Origin of the sequence: Clostridium perfringens (assembly GCF_016027375.1) — a bacterium.
GTDB lineage: Bacteria > Bacillota > Clostridia > Clostridiales > Clostridiaceae > Sarcina > Sarcina perfringens.
The window spans coordinates 2499826-2516992 of the sequence record NZ_CP065681.1; the positions used below are offsets into that span (position 1 = coordinate 2499826).

Sequence of the window (17167 nt, forward strand, 5' to 3'; positions counted from 1 at the left end):
TTATCTATAAATAATGAAACTTTTTTATTTAGTTAACAATATTATTCTAAATAATTTTTACAAAATAAAAGAACTATACCAAAGTATAAAAACCTATATAATACTTGGTACAGTTCTTTACCTTTATTTCTTTAATATCTTTTGATTTGATGTGGCTAACTTAACATCATATTGAATATTATTATTCACCTTTAATTTTTCATCATACTTTCCAAACTTAAAGTACATGTCTCCTTTTAAACCATATATATCAGGGAACTTTTTCTTAAAATCTTCTTCACTTAGTCCAGAATAAACTATAACCTTAAGTTTTCTCTTCCTTGCCGAATTAACCATTTCCCTTAACTCCTTAGGTTGAAGTGACCATTCAAGTCCTGCAAGTATAATTCCTTCATTAAAAGGATCATTTGTCACTTCATCTAATATATCTTCTGAATCCATCTCTATGTTTGGTAAATCCTTTAAATGTTGATTAAAGCATCCTTTGCAGTTTAAGTTGCAATCTACTGCACTTATTAATGCTCCCATAAAAGGTGCATCCTCTACTCTCTCATGAACAATGCCCTTTGTTTTTATAATCATAGGCTTAACTGATTTCTATCCTTAAATTCTGATTTTTTACCATCATTAAAGAATTCAACTTTTCTTAAGTAGCCTGTTATTCTTTGATATAAATCTAGCTTTTTGCCACATATAGGACACTCTTCTACCCTTTCCTTTACATATCCATGCTCTTTACAGTATCTATTTAAAGGAGAAATACTTACATAAGGTGTTCTATATTTCTTACAAACTGTATTTACTATGTGTTTTGACTTTTCTCCACTTATAGCTCCATCACAATAAATATGCACCACAGTTCCTCCTGTGAATAACACTTGAAGCTTATCTTGGTGATCAAATAATTGCTTTAAGTTTTTAACTTCATTAGGCGGCATATGACATGAGTTTGTATAGTATGGATATTCTCTTCCCCCTCTAACTATAATATCCTCAAAGTCCTCTACATCCTTTTTAGCTAATCTATAACAAGTTGATTCAGCTGGAGTAGCCTCAAAATTATAAAGATTTCCTGTTTCTTCTTGAAAGTTTATTAATTCTTCTCTTATGAAATTACAAACCTTTATTGAAAACTCCATTCCTTCTTCAGTTAATATATTATTTCCATTAAAGTTTTCACACATCTCATTTAATCCAACTATTCCTATAGTACTAAAATGATTTTTCAAAGTCCCTACATAAGTTGAAAATGCCGGCAACATATCTTTATTTATAATATTGTCATTTAACCATTTTCTCTTCTTTTCTAAGCTATCTTTTGCTATAATCAATATTTCTTTTAAAGCATTAAAAAACTCTTTTTCATTATTTTTGTGTTTATATGCCAATCTTGGTAAGTTTATTGTAACAACACCTATACTTCCTGTACTATCTCCACTTCCAAAAAGACCACCATTTCTCTTTCTAAGCTCTCTTAAATCAAGATTTAATCTACAACACATTGATCTTACATCACTTTGATCCATATCTGAATTAACAAAGTTTGCAAAGTAAGGATAACCAAACTTTCCTGTCATCTCAAATAACATATCATTATTAGGGTTATCAAAATCAAAATTACTGTTTATATTATAAGTTGGTATTGGATAAGAAAATGGTCTTCCATTATAATCTCCCTCATTCATAAGTTCATAAAATGCCTTATTTAACATGTCCATTTCTTTTTGACATTCCTTATATGTGAACTCTTGAATTTTATCTCCAATTAAAGCAGGGTCATTTTCTAAGTCTTTTGGTGGAAAAAGATCAAAGGTAATATTAGTGAAAGCTGGTTCAGCTCCTGCCCTACTATTACTATTTATACTAAATATAAAGTTTTGTAGATTTTGTTTAACCTCTTCATATGTTAAATTATCCTTCTTTATATAAGGTGCTAATAATGTATCAAATGAATTAAAAGCAACGGCTCCCATAATCTCATTTTGATATATTGTAACCAAATTAGCTATTTGATTTAATATAGCATCAAAATGTTTTGCAGGACTACTAGTTGGAATATTAGGAATTCCCTGTACTCCCATTAAAATTATGTTTCTTAAGGAATATCCACAACAATAAAGTGTTAATCCTCCTAGATCATGAATATGCATATCTCCATTTTTATAAGCATCTATTATTCTTTTATCCTTATAAACTTCATTAAGCCAGTAATCTTTAGAAACCTCAGCTATTATATGTTTATTGAGACTCCCAAAACTATATGGTGAATTGGAATTTTCATTGACTCTCCAATCTATTTTTTTAATATAATCATCTACTATTTTCTTACTAGATAACATATTTTTCACATCCTTTTTTACATCCCTTTTATTTATACTGACATTATACATCAGTTCAAAGTATTATAATAAATACTCATATACCTATATGTTTATAATCAATTAATTATTTGTTTTTTATGGAAATACTCTTAATGTCTCTTATAATCTAAGTTCTTTGAACCTCTTAACTTTTTTCAAAAAACTCAAAGAAAATTTTAGTTAAACTATTAAAAACCTAATGAAACATTGTATTTTCCTACTTTCTAAAAAGCATAAAATTTTTAATAATTTCTTTTTTATTAAAGTTTTATAATCTATTTTTTAACTTTCTATTGTAAAATTCTAAATCTTCACTTAAGGGAAAATTGCTTTTAAAACTACCTAATAAATTTTCATCTTTGCTTATTAGAACTGTTTTATCGCTATCCCATGAAATTATCTCTATCTCTGAAAGAGGATGTTGAATGCAAACTGGATTCTCCCAAATATCTTTATTATCTTCTACATAAGGTAAAGTATATTTCATAATCTCTTCTAAGGTAATTTTCTTATTGAACCCACTTAAAACACCCCAAGTCAATTGAAAATCCTCTTTTTTAATTATAGTGTCTAGTTCTTCTCCAGATATAAAGCAATATTCTCTTGATAATAGTTCCTCTATATCTTCATTCTCTGGATAAGCACAACAATCTGTAATAAGCCAGTTATACTCAAGATGAATGTTATTAAAAGCTTTAAAAACCTTTCTTAAATTTGTATAATATTCTTGCCCTTTCTCTAAAACTATTCCCCTCAAAATTATCTTCTCCTTATTTTAAAGTACTTAACTCTCATTATTCTTTTATTTACTATATAGAATCCAAACAAATATATCTCCTAAATATGTATTTAATTAATATTGTTATTTTATTTATAAATAAAATAAAGTAAGGTTTATTTAATATATAACCTTACTTTACAAATAAAAACTAAATCCTATAGTCCTTCTATTTCTCTAGCTTTCTCTTCTATCTTTTTAAGTTCCTTATACGTATGCCTAACTTTATCTCCTACTACTTCAACCTTTTCTAAATGTTCCATAGCAGATTCTCTGTAAATATCTCCTAAGTCACTTTCATGCCAATTAGTATTTTCAACTTCGTAACTCTTAATCATTTCATCATTTTCTTCATCCATATCATCAATGTAAGCTTTAACCACATCAGATATGTGAGTTAACTTAAACATAGCTTCTCCACTATATCCTGGCATTATATTTTTAAGAACAATAATAGCTCCATCATCTCTTATTTCCACTTCTTGCTCTGGTAATTCTCCACTTAGAAGAACCGATTGAACCCTTTCAAACTCATCTATAAGTTTTTTTGCTTTTTTAGCTAATCTCATTTCCTTTGATTCCATAGTAAACTCCTTAATCTTCTAAAATAAACCTTAAATTAAAATAAAACTACTTAATATATTATAATAAACAATAAAACACTTTAATCCCATATTATATATATTAATGTAATCATTTCCTTAATTATATTTTATCATAAATATTTTATAATTATCTATCTATTTTATTTTTTATAAGAACAATTTAAAACTGCTCCTAAAATTTTTGAATTTAATTTCTCTAATATAGATTTTGATATTAAAACATTTTCTTTAGATACTTTATTAGCTTTAATTACAAGTAAAGTTCCGTCTACTTTAGTTGATATAATTTGAGCATCTGTTACTGAAAGTAAAGGAGTACTATCTATTATTATTAAATCATAACTCTCGGAAAGTTTTTCTAGTAAAATATCCATATTTGTTGAACCTAAAAGTTCTGAAGGATTTTTAGGAATTTTTCCTGATGGAAGTATATCTAAATATTCATAATAATTTATTATTGACTCTTCTAATTTTGTAATATCTATAATCACATCTGAAAAACCTATTTCATTGGAAACTTCAAAAATTTCATGTATACTAGGAGATCTTAAATCACAATCAATTATTAAAATCTTTTTACTATCTTTTGCAAAAATACAAGCTAAATTTGATGCTATAGTTGATTTTCCTTCCCCTTTTTCTGTACTTGTTACCAATACTTTTTTTAAACTTTTATCCTTAAATAAATATTTTATATTAGTTCTTAATTTTCTATAGCTTTCTGCTGTAGAACAACTTGTTTCTTTATTTATTAACATTATTCTTTTAGCTCCTCCTTTAAATTTTCAATATCATTTCCTCTTATTTCCGGTATATCTCCTATAAGTATAAGCCCTATGTCATCTTCAATATCTTCTCTAGTTTTAATTGTATTATCAAAAAAATCTAAAACTAAAATTAACCCTATACTAAAGACTATTCCTAAAATAAAAGCTATAAATATATTTAAAAATTTATTGGGACTAACTGGTTTTGTTGGAAGTTTTGCTTTTTCTATAACTTGGACATTTCCGTTTGGAATTAATTCTTTTGATTTTTCAGTAAAATCATTTATAATACCATTTATTAAAGTTAACCCCCGTTCCTTATCAATATCTCTATACGAAATTTCAATAATTTGAGTCTCATCTCTTGGTATTACCTTTAATTTTTTATAAACCTCTTCTGAATTTAAATTTAAGTTTTTTGATTCTATAACATTAATAATTAAATCTTCCGATTTCATAATTTCTGAATATGTTCCTACAAGTCTTCTATACATTTCAACATCATTATTATCATAATTTCCATTATTTTGTTTATCTTCTTTTCCTATAAATATTTTAGACTTTATCTCATACTTTGGTTTTATTAAACAAAAATTTATTAATGTAGATGTTAATACAAAAATCATCATTATTAAAAATATAACTTTAGCTTTACTCCTAAAGATATTAATATATCTTTCTATACCTATATTATCCTCTCTCAAATCAAATTCTCCTAATTAATTTATTTCCAATTTTATAATATTATGCTTATTTCCTCTTTTATTTTTAGATGGAAACTTCATATAATCTCCATATACCTTTTTAAGATAATTATGGTATCCTTTTGGACAACTTATTTTTTCATTTTCAAAATCTAAATATATAGTTTCTTCAACCCATTTTTTATTGACGCAAACTTTTAAATAGTCATATGCACCACTTATATAAACAACTTCTTTTGATTCTTTTGTATTATATTTTTTTATATAGGTAAATATTTTTTTGAAAAGAAACTCTTTACTCCAAAATTTACACAACCACTTAAAAAATACAAATATAATTCTTTTTATTCCTCTTCTCCCCATGGATATATCATAATTAGTTTTTAATAAAATTAATCTTTTTAGTACGTCTATTCTCAAAGCTTGTAATATTTTAAGCAAAAAATTATTAGGTACATTATCAAAAGGTACTATATCTATAAATATTCCCTTTTTACACATTGAGGTTACTGTTGCTTTTTCAATTAACAAAGTATTATTCTTAAGCATTTTAGTGAAACAGAAACCAAAATTGCTATCTGTATCTTTATTCTGTAAAAAATAATCATTGCTTAATTCATTTTTACAAACACTTAAAAATTTTTCATAATCTTCTCTAAGCATTCCTATATCTAAATCATCATCCCAAGGTATGAACCCTTTATGTCTTACTGCTCCTATTAAAGATCCTCCAATCAAAAAATATTTTATATTATTTTTTTCACAAATTCTTTTTGTTTCTAAAAGCATTTCTAAATTTATTTTTTGAAGTTCTCCTAAATTTCTCATTTATTCCCCCGATATAATTTTATTTAATTTAAATATCTATTATTCCTTATATAATCCATTCCTTTTAAGAATTCATTTTTAAAGAATATTTTCACTGTTAATAATATAATTGCTAAGTAGATTATTCCTCCTAAAAACCAATTAAATAAATGGGATGATATCAAGAATCCTATTAAATTAATAGTTAAAAATTTTAATTCTTTCTTATCTTTAAATAAATAACTAAAATCCTTTAAAGAATAAAAATACCACGTAATAAATGAAGCTGTCGTAGATGCCGCTATTAATATTGAATTTTTAAATAGAATTGTTGTAATTAAATTATATAGAAATGCTATTCCAAGCATTTTTAATACTACTTTCAAATATTTTCTTTCTTCTTTTCTTGCCTTATACAAGTTAACAATTACTATATTTATCACTATGATGTAAGGATATGCAGAAAAAGATATTGCTATTATATTCAAAGAAGGTATATATTTTTTTATAAATATATTAATAACTGCTGCAAATCCAAAATAAGATAAACTTGCAAAAGCTCCTAAAATTAATAAATACCTCTTTAAATTATTTATTATAGTTTTATTTTCATCTTTAGCTATATAATTATAAAATATTACTGATATAGAATTTATTAAAATATTTATTAAATTTAGCATAGATATAGCAAATGAATAATACGCAAAATCATATTCAGTAAAGAATATTTTTATAAACCAACGATCTAAACCGTAAAATATCATTATAGATAAATTAGCAATTAGTATAACAAATCCAACTTTAAAGTTATTTTTTATTTTTTTATTATAAACACATTTTATACCCTTTAATTTTTTATAAAAATTTCCTTCAACATAAAAAGCTCCAGCTAAATTAATAACTATAATAGCTAAACAAAACATTATATAACTACTACTTTTTATAAAAAAAACTAATAATATATTTAATATTAAATCTAAAATTGTCTGTAAATATACTATTTTAGTGTATATTTTAAATTCTCCTAAAGCCTTATAATTAGCCTTAAAAAAAACTACTATATTATAAGGAACTATTGTTATTGCCATAAGAATTAAGATTAAATTTTCATTAAATACTCCCAAAAGAAAAACTATAGTTGAAAATACTATTTGTAATAATATATATAATCTATGTTCATACTTAAATGTTTCTAAATTTATTTCATTAAACTCTTTTCCTCCATATTTTATATACATTCCTTCTTCAAATCCTAATGTAAAAACAGTTATATATGAAATGTATAACATATATGTTTTTAAATTAGAATATTCAGTTATAGATAATATAATTGGAATAATAAAAGATATGATTATACGTGAAATAACTTCTAAAAAGTTAGCTGAAAATATCCTTAATATATTTTCTTTTATATTCATTTAAATACCTCTTTAAATTTGTATATTTATATAATTCTAATTCCAAAAAAAGCTATATGGAAATACTTTATTCCACTCTGGTTTTAAATACTGTATTGATATTCCATATAAAAAAAACATAACAATAACTAAATATATTGCAATAATCCTTTTCTTTTGATTACTTATTTTACTAATAACATTAGGGAGATATACTATAATAAAGACTTGAAAATAATCAGCAACTCTATCCAATAAATTAAACTTTAGTGATATTATACTTATTGATAGACTTGTAAACAAAAATAAACACATAATATTATAATCTCTACTCTTTTTTATATTATTTGATGAAATAATTCCAAATAATAAAACTGTACTTATTATCAATATATTGACTACAGTTGCTAATCTTACATCACCATTTAGATAATCAGTTTTTAAATAATATTCATACTTTGTTCCTAATAATATAAATCTAAATATCTTATCAAATAGAGCATATCCTAATATAGCAAACCAAAAAAACATCATAATATTTCTAAAATTAATTTTCAATTTAGATATTGGATATGAAATTAAAAATATAATTGAGGTACTATGAAATGTTGATGCAACTAAAATTAAAATTAAAAATTTAAAAATTTTATTTTCTTTTATATATTTATAAGAAATTAATACTAATCCTAAAGCAATTTGATGTCTTATTGTATTCATACTTGATGTAAAGTAACCTAATATAAAAAATAGAAATACACTCAACCAAACATTTGCAGAATATTTTTTTATAAAATATGCATAACAAATTAATATAATACAGCTGGTTACTATTAATATTATTTGCTGGTTATCAGATATTAATGAAAGCATCTTATTTAAATATAAATATCCTATTTCATACCTATCTTTTAGCTCAGTTATACTTTTAAATCTGACCTTATTAAATAAATCTAAATATTTACAAGTATCATTTCCTATATTTCTTCCCCTAAAAGCACTAATAAAAATAAACATGCTAAAATTTAAGAATAAATATATATTATTTTTTTCACTTAATTTTAATTTGTTTTTTTTGTTATATATAATTAATGCACATAAAAAGATATATATTATGAAAAAATAATAAAGATACATACTTTAAATATCCCTTCCTGCATAAAGTTTTTCATAAATGTTTTGAATTCTCAAAGCTTCATATTTGATATCATATCCTGCTTTTGTAATACTTTCATTAGTATCTACTCTAAGGTGATCCTCTGACTTTAAAATATATTTACACCATACTTTCGCATTAGTAATACTTAAAAACTTACAATCAATTATATTGACCTCATCAGTTAACTTATTAGAAATAATACAAGGTAACCCTGAAGTTTGCGCCTCAATTACAGATACCGGAAGTCCCTCATATAATGATGGTAATACAAAAACATCCATACCTTGTAAAATTTCATTAACATCTTTTCTAGAGCTTAAAAATAAAACAGAATTTCTTAGATTTAATTTTTCTAATTTTTTTTCTATACTTTCTCTTAAGTCTCCTTCTCCTATTAATAATAAAAAAGCATTTTCTTTTTTCTTTTTAACCTCATAAAAAATATCAATTAAAAATTTATGGTTCTTTTGTTTAGCAAATCTTCCTATATTACCAATAACAAATTTTTCTTCTAAATTAAGTTCTTTTCTTACTTTATTTCTTATATTCTCATTATATTTAAACTTATCAATTTCAATTGCATTATTAATTACAAATACTCTATTCTTATAAAAAGCTTTTTTCCCATATAAGAACTTTCCTGCCGCCTTAGAGCAAGCAAAAAATATATCTACATTCTTCTTTAAATTAAAACATAATATTTTATTTCTAATAGCCTTTATTTTGTTATCTGAATATTTTGTTGCATGGCTATGGGCTATTATCTTAGCACCTACTACTTTTTTCGCTTCATCATTTACAAATTTATTTAAATATACTTCATGTAAATGAATTATTTTATAATTTTCTTTCTTTAGAATTTCACTTAATTCATTTTTAAATTCATTTATATTCCTTAAATTATTTGGTTTTGTTATATAATTTACTTTTCCACCAAGCTTTAATATTTCATCTATATAGGTTATACTTCTCTCTTCCTTATCAAAATAAATGAAATCAAACTGAATTTTATTTCTATCAATATTTCTATAAACATTCATTATAAAGCCCATTACTCCACTTCCATTACTTAAAGTTGAAACCATATGCAAAACTCTAATTTTGTTCATTTATTTTTCTCCCCTTATAAACTTTAATCTTAAAAAATGGTAATTTTATAATTCCTATAAATGTACCTATTCCATAACTTAGATGTAATAATAAAAATATAATAGGCAAAAAAATATAAAATATATTAAATTTATTATTTTTAATAATAAATAAAGTATTTATTAAGATTAAAAAACTATATAATACTCCTAAAATTATAAATAGCCAGTATGAATTTAAAAATATATTAATGGTTGTAAATGCTACAGCTAATACAAATAAAAACGGAATTAAATGATATATAGAAATACATTTAGGACATACCCCTAAGGTTAGTCCTATCCAATAACCATTTAAAAATTTTTGCTCTAACATTTTTAAAAGATCATTTCTAGTGTATTGATATGATTTTATATTAGGGTCAAAGCATATTTTATATCCTTTTTTTCTTATTCTATAATTCATTTCATTATCTTCAGTTCTAGCTAAATTTTCATTAAAAAGTCCTGTATTCTCAAAAACTTCTCTAGAATAAGCACCATGAAATATAGAAGAGACATACCTTTTACTTATATTCCTTCTATATGGTGCAATACTACTACCAAAAATAGATTTTTCAGCTAATAGCAACGTCTCTTTCCAATGATTTTTATTTAATATAATATTTTCTCTATATCCTCCACAGATTTTTTCACCACTTTTTATACAATTAACATTTTCTTCAATAAAATTTTTAGGAATTCTAGAATGAGCATCTACCCTTAAAAGGATATCCCCTTTAGATTCTGATATTGCAATATTCCATCCACAAGGTAGTATTTTTTTAACATTGCTTTTTATTATTATTTTATTAAATTCCTTATTTGAATTTCTGAATTCATTCATTACATTCTTAGTATTATCACTAGATATACTATCAATTAATATCACTTCAATTAATTTCTTAGGATAAGTTTGTCCATTTAAATCTTCTAATAAATTTTTTAAGTTTTTTTCCTCATTATGAGCTATTATAATAAATGAAACTAACATAAGTTTACCCCTTAATTTATAATCAATTAATTATTTTTTTAATAGTTTTTAAAATTAGAAGAATATCATTTTTTATAGACATTTCTTCTATATACCTTTTATTTAACATTAGTTTTTTAGGCAATACTTCTTCAATATATATTTTTTCAGGATCACTATACTTAGATATAATTGTATTTTCATCTATATATTCTATTGAAGCTAGATCTGTTATCCCTGGTTTAATTTTTAATATTTCATCATATTCTTCTTCGTAAAACTTTACATACTTTTTAACTTCAGGCCTAGGCCCTACAAAACTCATATCACCTTTTAATACATTATATAGTTGAGGTAATTCATCTATTTTATATTTTCTAAGTATTCTTCCTATTCTTGTTATCCTTTGATCATTTATAACAGTTACTTGTCTATCACTAGCTCTATCATCACAATCTGTCATAGTTCTAAATTTATATATATAAAATATTTTTTTGTTTTTACCAACTCTCTCTTGTTTAAATATAATAGGTCCTTTGGAAGTAAGTTTTATCATAATACTTACTAAAATAAAAATAGGTATTGTAATAATTATTCCTATCAAAGAGAAAAATAAATCAAACATCCTTTTTGCAATATTTAACATATTATTTAAATTAAAGCTCCTTTTAACTCATTACATATATATTCAATTTGACTTTCTGTTAATATAGTATTAAGAGGAAGAGTTATTTCGTTTTTATATAAATTATATGCATTTTTATAATCTTCAATTTTAAATCCTAATTTTTTATATGCTGTAAACATAGGTAAAGGCTTATAATGTACATTAGTTGAAATCCCTCTTTCTGCAAGTTTCTTTATTATATTATTTCTAAAATTTTCATCTTTTCCATTTATATTTATGAAATATAAATGGCCACTAGATTTTAATATATTATTAAAATGATCTAAAACTTTTATATTTTCAACATTTAATAATTTATCGTATAATTCAATATTTTTTCTCCTATATTTAAGTATCTCATCATATCTTTCAAATTGTGCTAACCCTATTGCTGCCATTATATCTGTCATATTAAATTTATATCCTAAAGAGACTATGTCATACTCCCAATTTCCTACTTGAGTTTTAGATAAAGCATCTTTTGTCTGACCATGCAAAGAAAATAAACTGAATTTTTTATATAAAATATCATTTAATTCATTATCTTTAATATTCCAAGTTACTGCCCCTCCCTCAGCAGTTGTTAAATTCTTTACTGCATGAAATGAAAAACTAGTGAAATCTGCTATACTTCCACTTATTTTTCCTTTATAGATTGCTCCGAAAGAATGTGCAGCATCTGATATAATTGCAATTCTTCCTAAAAATTCTTGAATAATACCTTTGGCTTTAAAATTTTTCTTTTTATAATTTACAATTTCAAACACTTTATCATAATCACAAGGTATTCCTGCCAAATCCACTAAAATTATTGCCTTTGTTCTCTCATTTATTAATTTTTCTAATCTTTCATAATCTATTTCATAGGTATCTTTTGAAGTATCTGCTAAAACAATTTTAGCTCCAACATGATTTATTACACTTGCTGACGCAGTGTAAGTATATGCTGTTGTTATTACCTCATCATCCTCTCCTATATCCAAAACTCTTAAAATAAGTTCTAATCCAGCTGTTGCTGAATTTAAGCATATAGCTTTTTTAGTTTCACAATATTTTGCTATTTTTCTTTCAAATTCTTTGGTTTTATTTCCTGTAGTTATCCAACCTGATTTTAATACTTCAATTACATTATTAATTTCTTTTTCTCTAATATCTGGGGGTGAAAATGGTATATTCATTAAAATTTATCTCCTTTTTTATTTTAAAACTATTTTTATTACATCTTAAACTGATAAAAAATTAACAATTATGACAAAAGCTAATTTATAAAGTTTATATATTAATACACTTTTATATAAAATCTACTTGCTCTAAATCTCTATAATTTTTCACAATTTCTTTAAGCTTCTCTTTAATGGCTTTTTTATCTTCATTTAAAGCTACATTTAAAAGTTCTACTATTTTCTTTTTAATCTCTTTAATATCAAAATTAAATGGACTTAATATAAATATTTTTTCATTCTTAGTCTTTTTAAGCTCTTCTTCACTTAAAATAAGTTCCTCATAAAGCTTTTCTCCTGGTCTAAGTCCTACAATCTTTATTTGTATATCTTTATTCGGTTCAAACCCTGATAATCTTATTAATTTTTCTGTTAGATCATAAATTTTTACTGGTTTTCCCATATCAAGAACAAAAATTTCCCCACCTTTTGCATAAGCTCCTGCCTGAAGTACAAGTTGTGCTGCTTCTGGAATTAACATAAAATATCTTGTTATATCTTTATGAGTTAAAGTAACAGGTCCTCCATTTTTTATTTGTTCTATAAATAGTGGAATAACTGAACCATTACTTCCTAATACATTTCCAAACCTTACTGCAACGAAATCTGTTTTACTAACTTCATTCATAGCTTGTATTATCATCTAACCAATTCTTTTAGTTGCCCCCATTATATTAGTTGGATTAACTGCCTTATCAGTAGATATAAATACAAACTTCTCTAAATTAAATTCATCAGCACATTCTGCTACATTTAAAGTTCCTAAAACATTATTTTTTATAGCTTCTTCTGGATTATTTTCCATCAAAGGTACATGCTTATGAGCTGCCGCATGAAATATTAAATCTGGTTTATATTTATCAAATATTTTCTTTAATCTAGATTTGTCTCTTATAGAAGCTATAATAACTTCTAAATCTAAATTTTTAAAATTTCTTTTTAATTCATTTTCTAATTCATAAGCATAATTTTCATAAATATCTAATATAATAAGCTTTTTAGGATTAAACACTGCTATCTGCCTACAAAGTTCTGAACCAATAGAACCTCCTCCTCCAGTTACAATAACAATTTTTTCTTTTATATAATTATTTACCTCCTCTTTGTCTAATCTAGTTTCATCTCTTCCTAATAAATCTCTTAAATCAATGTCTCTAATATTAGTTAATTTAACATTTCCATCAATTAAATCATATATACTTGGAATTATTTTTACTTTTATCTTTGTATTTTCACATCTTTTTATAATTTCATCCTTGTCATTTGATGATAAATTTGAAATCGCAATTAAAATAATATCTACTTTTATTCTTTTACATATTTTTTCTATATCATCTCTATTTCCAAGTACCTTCACACCATTTAAAAAAGTTCCTTTTTTATTTAAATCATCATCAACTATACCAATAGGATTAAATTTATTATTTTTATTCATCTCATCTATAACAATACGCCCACAGTGACCAGCTCCAACTATAAGAACATTTTTTCTTAAGTTGGATTCAAGTTTATAAGGAAAATATATTTTCCTAAAAATTCTTATAGACATACGTGTAAGTAATGAAAACATACAAATTAAAATGCTACTATTAATTAAAAATACTATTGTTACATCCATATTAAAAATAAATTTATATAATATTAATAATATAGAACTTATTGAAGACGCTATTAAACACCTTATACACTCGCTAATCCCTGCCATGTGCCAAATATTTTTATAAAGATTAAAAAAGCAAAATATCAATATATTCGTAAAAATTGCTAATATAATTAAATTTCTAATATTAAAAAAATACTCTATTTTCATTTCTTTTCCATATTCAAAACATAAACTTATGAAATACCCTAAATTTATAAATAAAATATCTAAGAATATTAGAAATAAACACTTTATTTTACGTACACTATTCATAATCACTCTCCTATAAAATATATTTTTTAATTTTAAAGTTTAAATCTATATAAACATTATTAAAGACTATGTATTTTTATTACTAAAAAAACAAAATAATAAAAATAATATTAATTTATTTCCCTTATTGTTTTGTTTTAAAATATATAAATATTTTTATATGAAAATTTTAAAAAACAACCAAAGTATAATTATATAAAAAAATAAAGAGTTATATCTTTTGATGATATAACTCTTTATAGTTCCATTATCTAATAAAATTAGTTCTTTCTCTTTCTTCTAATTCTGGTTTAAGAATATTATTATTCTTACCTAATTCTATACACTTAATAAGCCATGCCATATTTCTTCCTAGCACTCTCATTGTTTGCATACCTTCTAGGTCCTTTTTAACCTCATCTGGAGTATTTCCATGAACCATATTCCAGTATTGTGAACTTACAACTGGCATATTGCATATTGTAAGATACTTACTTAATTGATCTAAAGTAGAGGTTGTCCCTGCACGTCTTGCGCTGCATATAACTGCTCCTGGCTTAAAGGCCATATGCTTGCCCCCAGAATAAAATGCTCTATCTAAAAATGAAGTTATTGAACCTGAAGCTGCTGCATAATAAACTGGTGAACCAAATACAAATCCATCTACATCCTTAGCTTTTTCTACAAATTCATTTACACCATCCTTCATAAAACATTCCCCTGTTTTTTTACAAGAACCACATCCTATGCATCCACCTATAGGCTTATTACCCACTTGAAATATTTCAGTATCTATTCCATTTTCCTCTAGAGTTTTACTTACTTCCTTTAATGCTGTATAAGTACACCCCTCTTTATTGGGACTTCCATTAACTAATAATACTTTCATTTTTTGTACCTCCTAATTATAACCACCTTATTATATTATAAATCCTTCTCCTTAATTCTTACTATTTTTATCCTTTAAAAATTAACTATCCTTAAATTTAAAATCCTTTAAAGTCTCAATATCTACTGGCTTTGAATAGAAATATCCCTGAATATATATTTTTTCATATGGAAATGCCTTAACAATGTCAACCTGATACTGTTCCTCTATACCTTCAAATACTATAGTTCTATTAGCTATGATACATATTTCTGATATAAATTCCACTGTCTTTTCATTTATAATAGACTTATCTAAATTATCAGCAAAGTACTTATCTAGCTTCACTATATCAGAATCAATTTTATTTAATAAATCTAAATTAGAATATTCCACTCCAAAATCATCTATAGCTATTAAAAATCCATATTCCTTTATTATTCTTATTGCACTTTGTATTCTTCCTATATCCTCCATACCAAACTTTTCTACTATCTCTAAACAAATATTACAATCATCAATCTTATAATCTTTTGCAATTTTCATTAAGGATCTTAAAAACTTAGGATTTTCTATTTCTTTAAATGAAACATTTAAGGATATATAAAAATCTCTTCCTTTAACCATATCATAATCTTTTATTATTCTGTAATCTAAAATAACCTTCTTTAAAAGCCATAAAGAAACTTCTAAAGACATATTATTGTCTTCAATTTCCCTTATAAAGCTATAGGGAGTTAAAATTTTTCCATCCTTATTTAATCTCAAAAGAGATTCAAATCCCTTTACTCCATTTGTCTTTGGATCTACTATAGGTTGATAATATAATATATATTTATCATTTTTCATATAGTCTCTAATTTTTCTTTTAGTTCTTATAGCGAATATTTTATTTTTTCTTTTTTTATAAATAAATAATGATATTATAATTAAAAATATTACAACTAATAACTTTTCATTTTTTAATTTATCTAAATGCTCATCAAAATACTTAGAATATAAATTAGTATCTTTTTGTTCCCCATCTTCTTCAAGCTCTCCAAGGACAGAATCTATTCCTTCAATTAATTTTTCATTACCTTTTCTACTAGTTATATAAACTGGTCCAGAAGAAAACTCAAAAATTTTTTTAATATTTTTATTTTCATAATTTATATTGCTTCTTGTATTTTCTACTACAAAATCTACTTTGTTATCATGTAAATATTCTTCATCTTCAGGATAATTAGAAACATCTATAGGTTTCACATTTATGCCTTTATCCTTTAAAAGCCTTAAAATCCACTCATTATTTTCTTCTCCTTTTAAAAATCCCATTTTTAATCCATTTAAAGCTTTTAAATCACCATTTTTTATATTCTTATTAGTATATATAGCAAAGTTATCATTATTTAGATAGTGGTCAGTAAATTCATATTCCTTTTCTCTATCAGGAGTCTTACTTATTCCAAAGACTAAATCTATCTGTCCAGATTTAAGCTTTTCTAAAGCATCTGTTACATTACAATCTACATACTTATAATTTAAATCTAACTTATTACATATTAATTCTAGTATTTCATTATAATAGCCATCTGGCATAGAATTTTTATTAAGATAATAATAAGGATAATATTCATAAAATCCTACTTTAACTGTTTTTCTGTTACAATTAACTTTCTTACCATCAAATTTAATTGTAATACCTAAAACCGTTATAATTATTAAAAATACTATACTTACCCAAAACACCCTTTTTTTCATAAAGTAACACTTCCCTAACCTCTCATATAACCTTATCTCTAAATAAATTTTTACTCTATTTAAATATTAACATAATTTTCTAATAAACTTGATTTAAGCAA

Annotated in this window: 15 protein-coding genes and 1 pseudogene; all 16 read right to left on the reverse strand. The window is 24.1% G+C overall.

Annotation, left to right across the window (positions count from 1 at the left end; genetic code table 11):
* Positions 1-123: 123 nt before the first annotated feature.
* Positions 124-582 carry a 4Fe-4S cluster-binding domain-containing protein gene (locus I6G60_RS11805; RefSeq protein ID WP_003477277.1) on the reverse strand — a complete coding sequence of 153 codons (459 nt, stop codon included), beginning with the start codon at positions 580-582 and terminating at the stop codon, positions 124-126.
* The gene (locus I6G60_RS11810) at positions 579-2390 is read right to left on the reverse strand and encodes a ribonucleoside triphosphate reductase (RefSeq protein WP_011590443.1); all 1812 of its coding nucleotides are present in this window, start codon (positions 2388-2390) and stop codon (positions 579-581) included. The genes I6G60_RS11805 and I6G60_RS11810 overlap by 4 nt, the downstream gene beginning before the upstream one ends.
* A gap of 238 nt (positions 2391-2628) precedes the next feature.
* Positions 2629-3117, reverse strand: a complete 489-nt coding sequence (locus I6G60_RS11815; RefSeq protein WP_138329595.1) for a DUF2691 family protein — start codon at positions 3115-3117, stop codon at positions 2629-2631.
* A gap of 179 nt (positions 3118-3296) precedes the next feature.
* Complete coding sequence (locus I6G60_RS11820; protein ID WP_138329593.1) at positions 3297-3722, reverse strand: (2,3-dihydroxybenzoyl)adenylate synthase; 426 nt, start codon at positions 3720-3722, stop codon at positions 3297-3299.
* 161 nt (positions 3723-3883) lie between these two features.
* On the reverse strand, positions 3884-4501 hold the full coding sequence (locus I6G60_RS11825) for a CpsD/CapB family tyrosine-protein kinase (RefSeq protein WP_138329591.1): 618 nt from the start codon (positions 4499-4501) through the stop codon (positions 3884-3886).
* Entirely contained in the window at positions 4501-5214 is a 714-nt protein-coding gene (locus I6G60_RS11830) for a YveK family protein (RefSeq protein WP_138329589.1), read from the reverse strand. The genes I6G60_RS11825 and I6G60_RS11830 overlap by 1 nt, the downstream gene beginning before the upstream one ends.
* 15 nt (positions 5215-5229) lie before the next feature.
* Positions 5230-6042, reverse strand: a complete 813-nt coding sequence (locus I6G60_RS11835) for a LicD family protein (protein WP_011590438.1) — start codon at positions 6040-6042, stop codon at positions 5230-5232.
* 23 nt (positions 6043-6065) lie between these two features.
* Positions 6066-7439 (reverse strand): MATE family efflux transporter, encoded by a 1374-nt coding sequence (locus I6G60_RS11840; protein WP_138329587.1) that lies wholly within the window; start codon positions 7437-7439, stop codon positions 6066-6068.
* Positions 7440-7475: 36 nt separating this feature from the next.
* Positions 7476-8552 carry an EpsG family protein gene (locus tag I6G60_RS11845; RefSeq protein WP_011590436.1) on the reverse strand — a complete coding sequence of 359 codons (1077 nt, stop codon included), beginning with the start codon at positions 8550-8552 and terminating at the stop codon, positions 7476-7478.
* A gap of 3 nt (positions 8553-8555) precedes the next feature.
* A complete protein-coding gene (locus tag I6G60_RS11850) occupies positions 8556-9683 on the reverse strand; it encodes a glycosyltransferase (RefSeq protein ID WP_138329585.1) in 1128 nt (375 codons plus the stop codon).
* Positions 9670-10695, reverse strand: coding sequence for a glycosyltransferase family 2 protein (locus I6G60_RS11855; RefSeq protein ID WP_138329583.1), 1026 nt, complete (start codon positions 10693-10695; stop codon positions 9670-9672). The genes I6G60_RS11850 and I6G60_RS11855 overlap by 14 nt, the downstream gene beginning before the upstream one ends.
* 22 nt (positions 10696-10717) lie before the next feature.
* Complete coding sequence (locus tag I6G60_RS11860; protein ID WP_138329581.1) at positions 10718-11320, reverse strand: sugar transferase; 603 nt, start codon at positions 11318-11320, stop codon at positions 10718-10720.
* A gap of 5 nt (positions 11321-11325) precedes the next feature.
* A complete protein-coding gene (locus I6G60_RS11865) occupies positions 11326-12519 on the reverse strand; it encodes a DegT/DnrJ/EryC1/StrS family aminotransferase (protein WP_138329578.1) in 1194 nt (397 codons plus the stop codon).
* Between the two features lie 112 nt (positions 12520-12631).
* Positions 12632-14476 (reverse strand): annotated as a pseudogene (locus I6G60_RS11870) (polysaccharide biosynthesis protein).
* Positions 14477-14723: 247 nt separating this feature from the next.
* On the reverse strand, positions 14724-15344 hold the full coding sequence (locus I6G60_RS11875; RefSeq protein WP_111744093.1) for a flavodoxin family protein: 621 nt from the start codon (positions 15342-15344) through the stop codon (positions 14724-14726).
* A gap of 81 nt (positions 15345-15425) precedes the next feature.
* Positions 15426-17066, reverse strand: a complete 1641-nt coding sequence (locus I6G60_RS11880) for an EAL domain-containing protein (RefSeq protein WP_110077326.1) — start codon at positions 17064-17066, stop codon at positions 15426-15428.
* Positions 17067-17167: the final 101 nt, after the last annotated feature.

What these genes read in the sequence shown, in the direction of transcription:
- I6G60_RS11805 (WP_003477277.1), bottom strand. Translation starts at nt 582, where the DNA reads ATGATTATAAAAACAAAGGGCATTGTTCATGAGAGAGTAGAGGATGCA.
- I6G60_RS11810 (WP_011590443.1), bottom strand. Translation starts at nt 2,390, where the DNA reads ATGTATAATGTCAGTATAAATAAAAGGGATGTAAAAAAGGATGTGAAA.
- I6G60_RS11820 (WP_138329593.1), bottom strand. Translation starts at nt 3,722, where the DNA reads ATGGAATCAAAGGAAATGAGATTAGCTAAAAAAGCAAAAAAACTTATA.
- I6G60_RS11825 (WP_138329591.1), bottom strand. Translation starts at nt 4,501, where the DNA reads ATGTTAATAAATAAAGAAACAAGTTGTTCTACAGCAGAAAGCTATAGA.
- I6G60_RS11835 (WP_011590438.1), bottom strand. Translation starts at nt 6,042, where the DNA reads ATGAGAAATTTAGGAGAACTTCAAAAAATAAATTTAGAAATGCTTTTA.
- I6G60_RS11840 (WP_138329587.1), bottom strand. Translation starts at nt 7,439, where the DNA reads ATGAATATAAAAGAAAATATATTAAGGATATTTTCAGCTAACTTTTTA.
- I6G60_RS11845 (WP_011590436.1), bottom strand. Translation starts at nt 8,552, where the DNA reads ATGTATCTTTATTATTTTTTCATAATATATATCTTTTTATGTGCATTA.
- I6G60_RS11850 (WP_138329585.1), bottom strand. Translation starts at nt 9,683, where the DNA reads ATGAACAAAATTAGAGTTTTGCATATGGTTTCAACTTTAAGTAATGGA.
- I6G60_RS11855 (WP_138329583.1), bottom strand. Translation starts at nt 10,695, where the DNA reads ATGTTAGTTTCATTTATTATAATAGCTCATAATGAGGAAAAAAACTTA.
- I6G60_RS11860 (WP_138329581.1), bottom strand. Translation starts at nt 11,320, where the DNA reads ATGTTAAATATTGCAAAAAGGATGTTTGATTTATTTTTCTCTTTGATA.
- I6G60_RS11865 (WP_138329578.1), bottom strand. Translation starts at nt 12,519, where the DNA reads ATGAATATACCATTTTCACCCCCAGATATTAGAGAAAAAGAAATTAAT.
- I6G60_RS11875 (WP_111744093.1), bottom strand. Translation starts at nt 15,344, where the DNA reads ATGAAAGTATTATTAGTTAATGGAAGTCCCAATAAAGAGGGGTGTACT.
- I6G60_RS11880 (WP_110077326.1), bottom strand. Translation starts at nt 17,066, where the DNA reads ATGAAAAAAAGGGTGTTTTGGGTAAGTATAGTATTTTTAATAATTATA.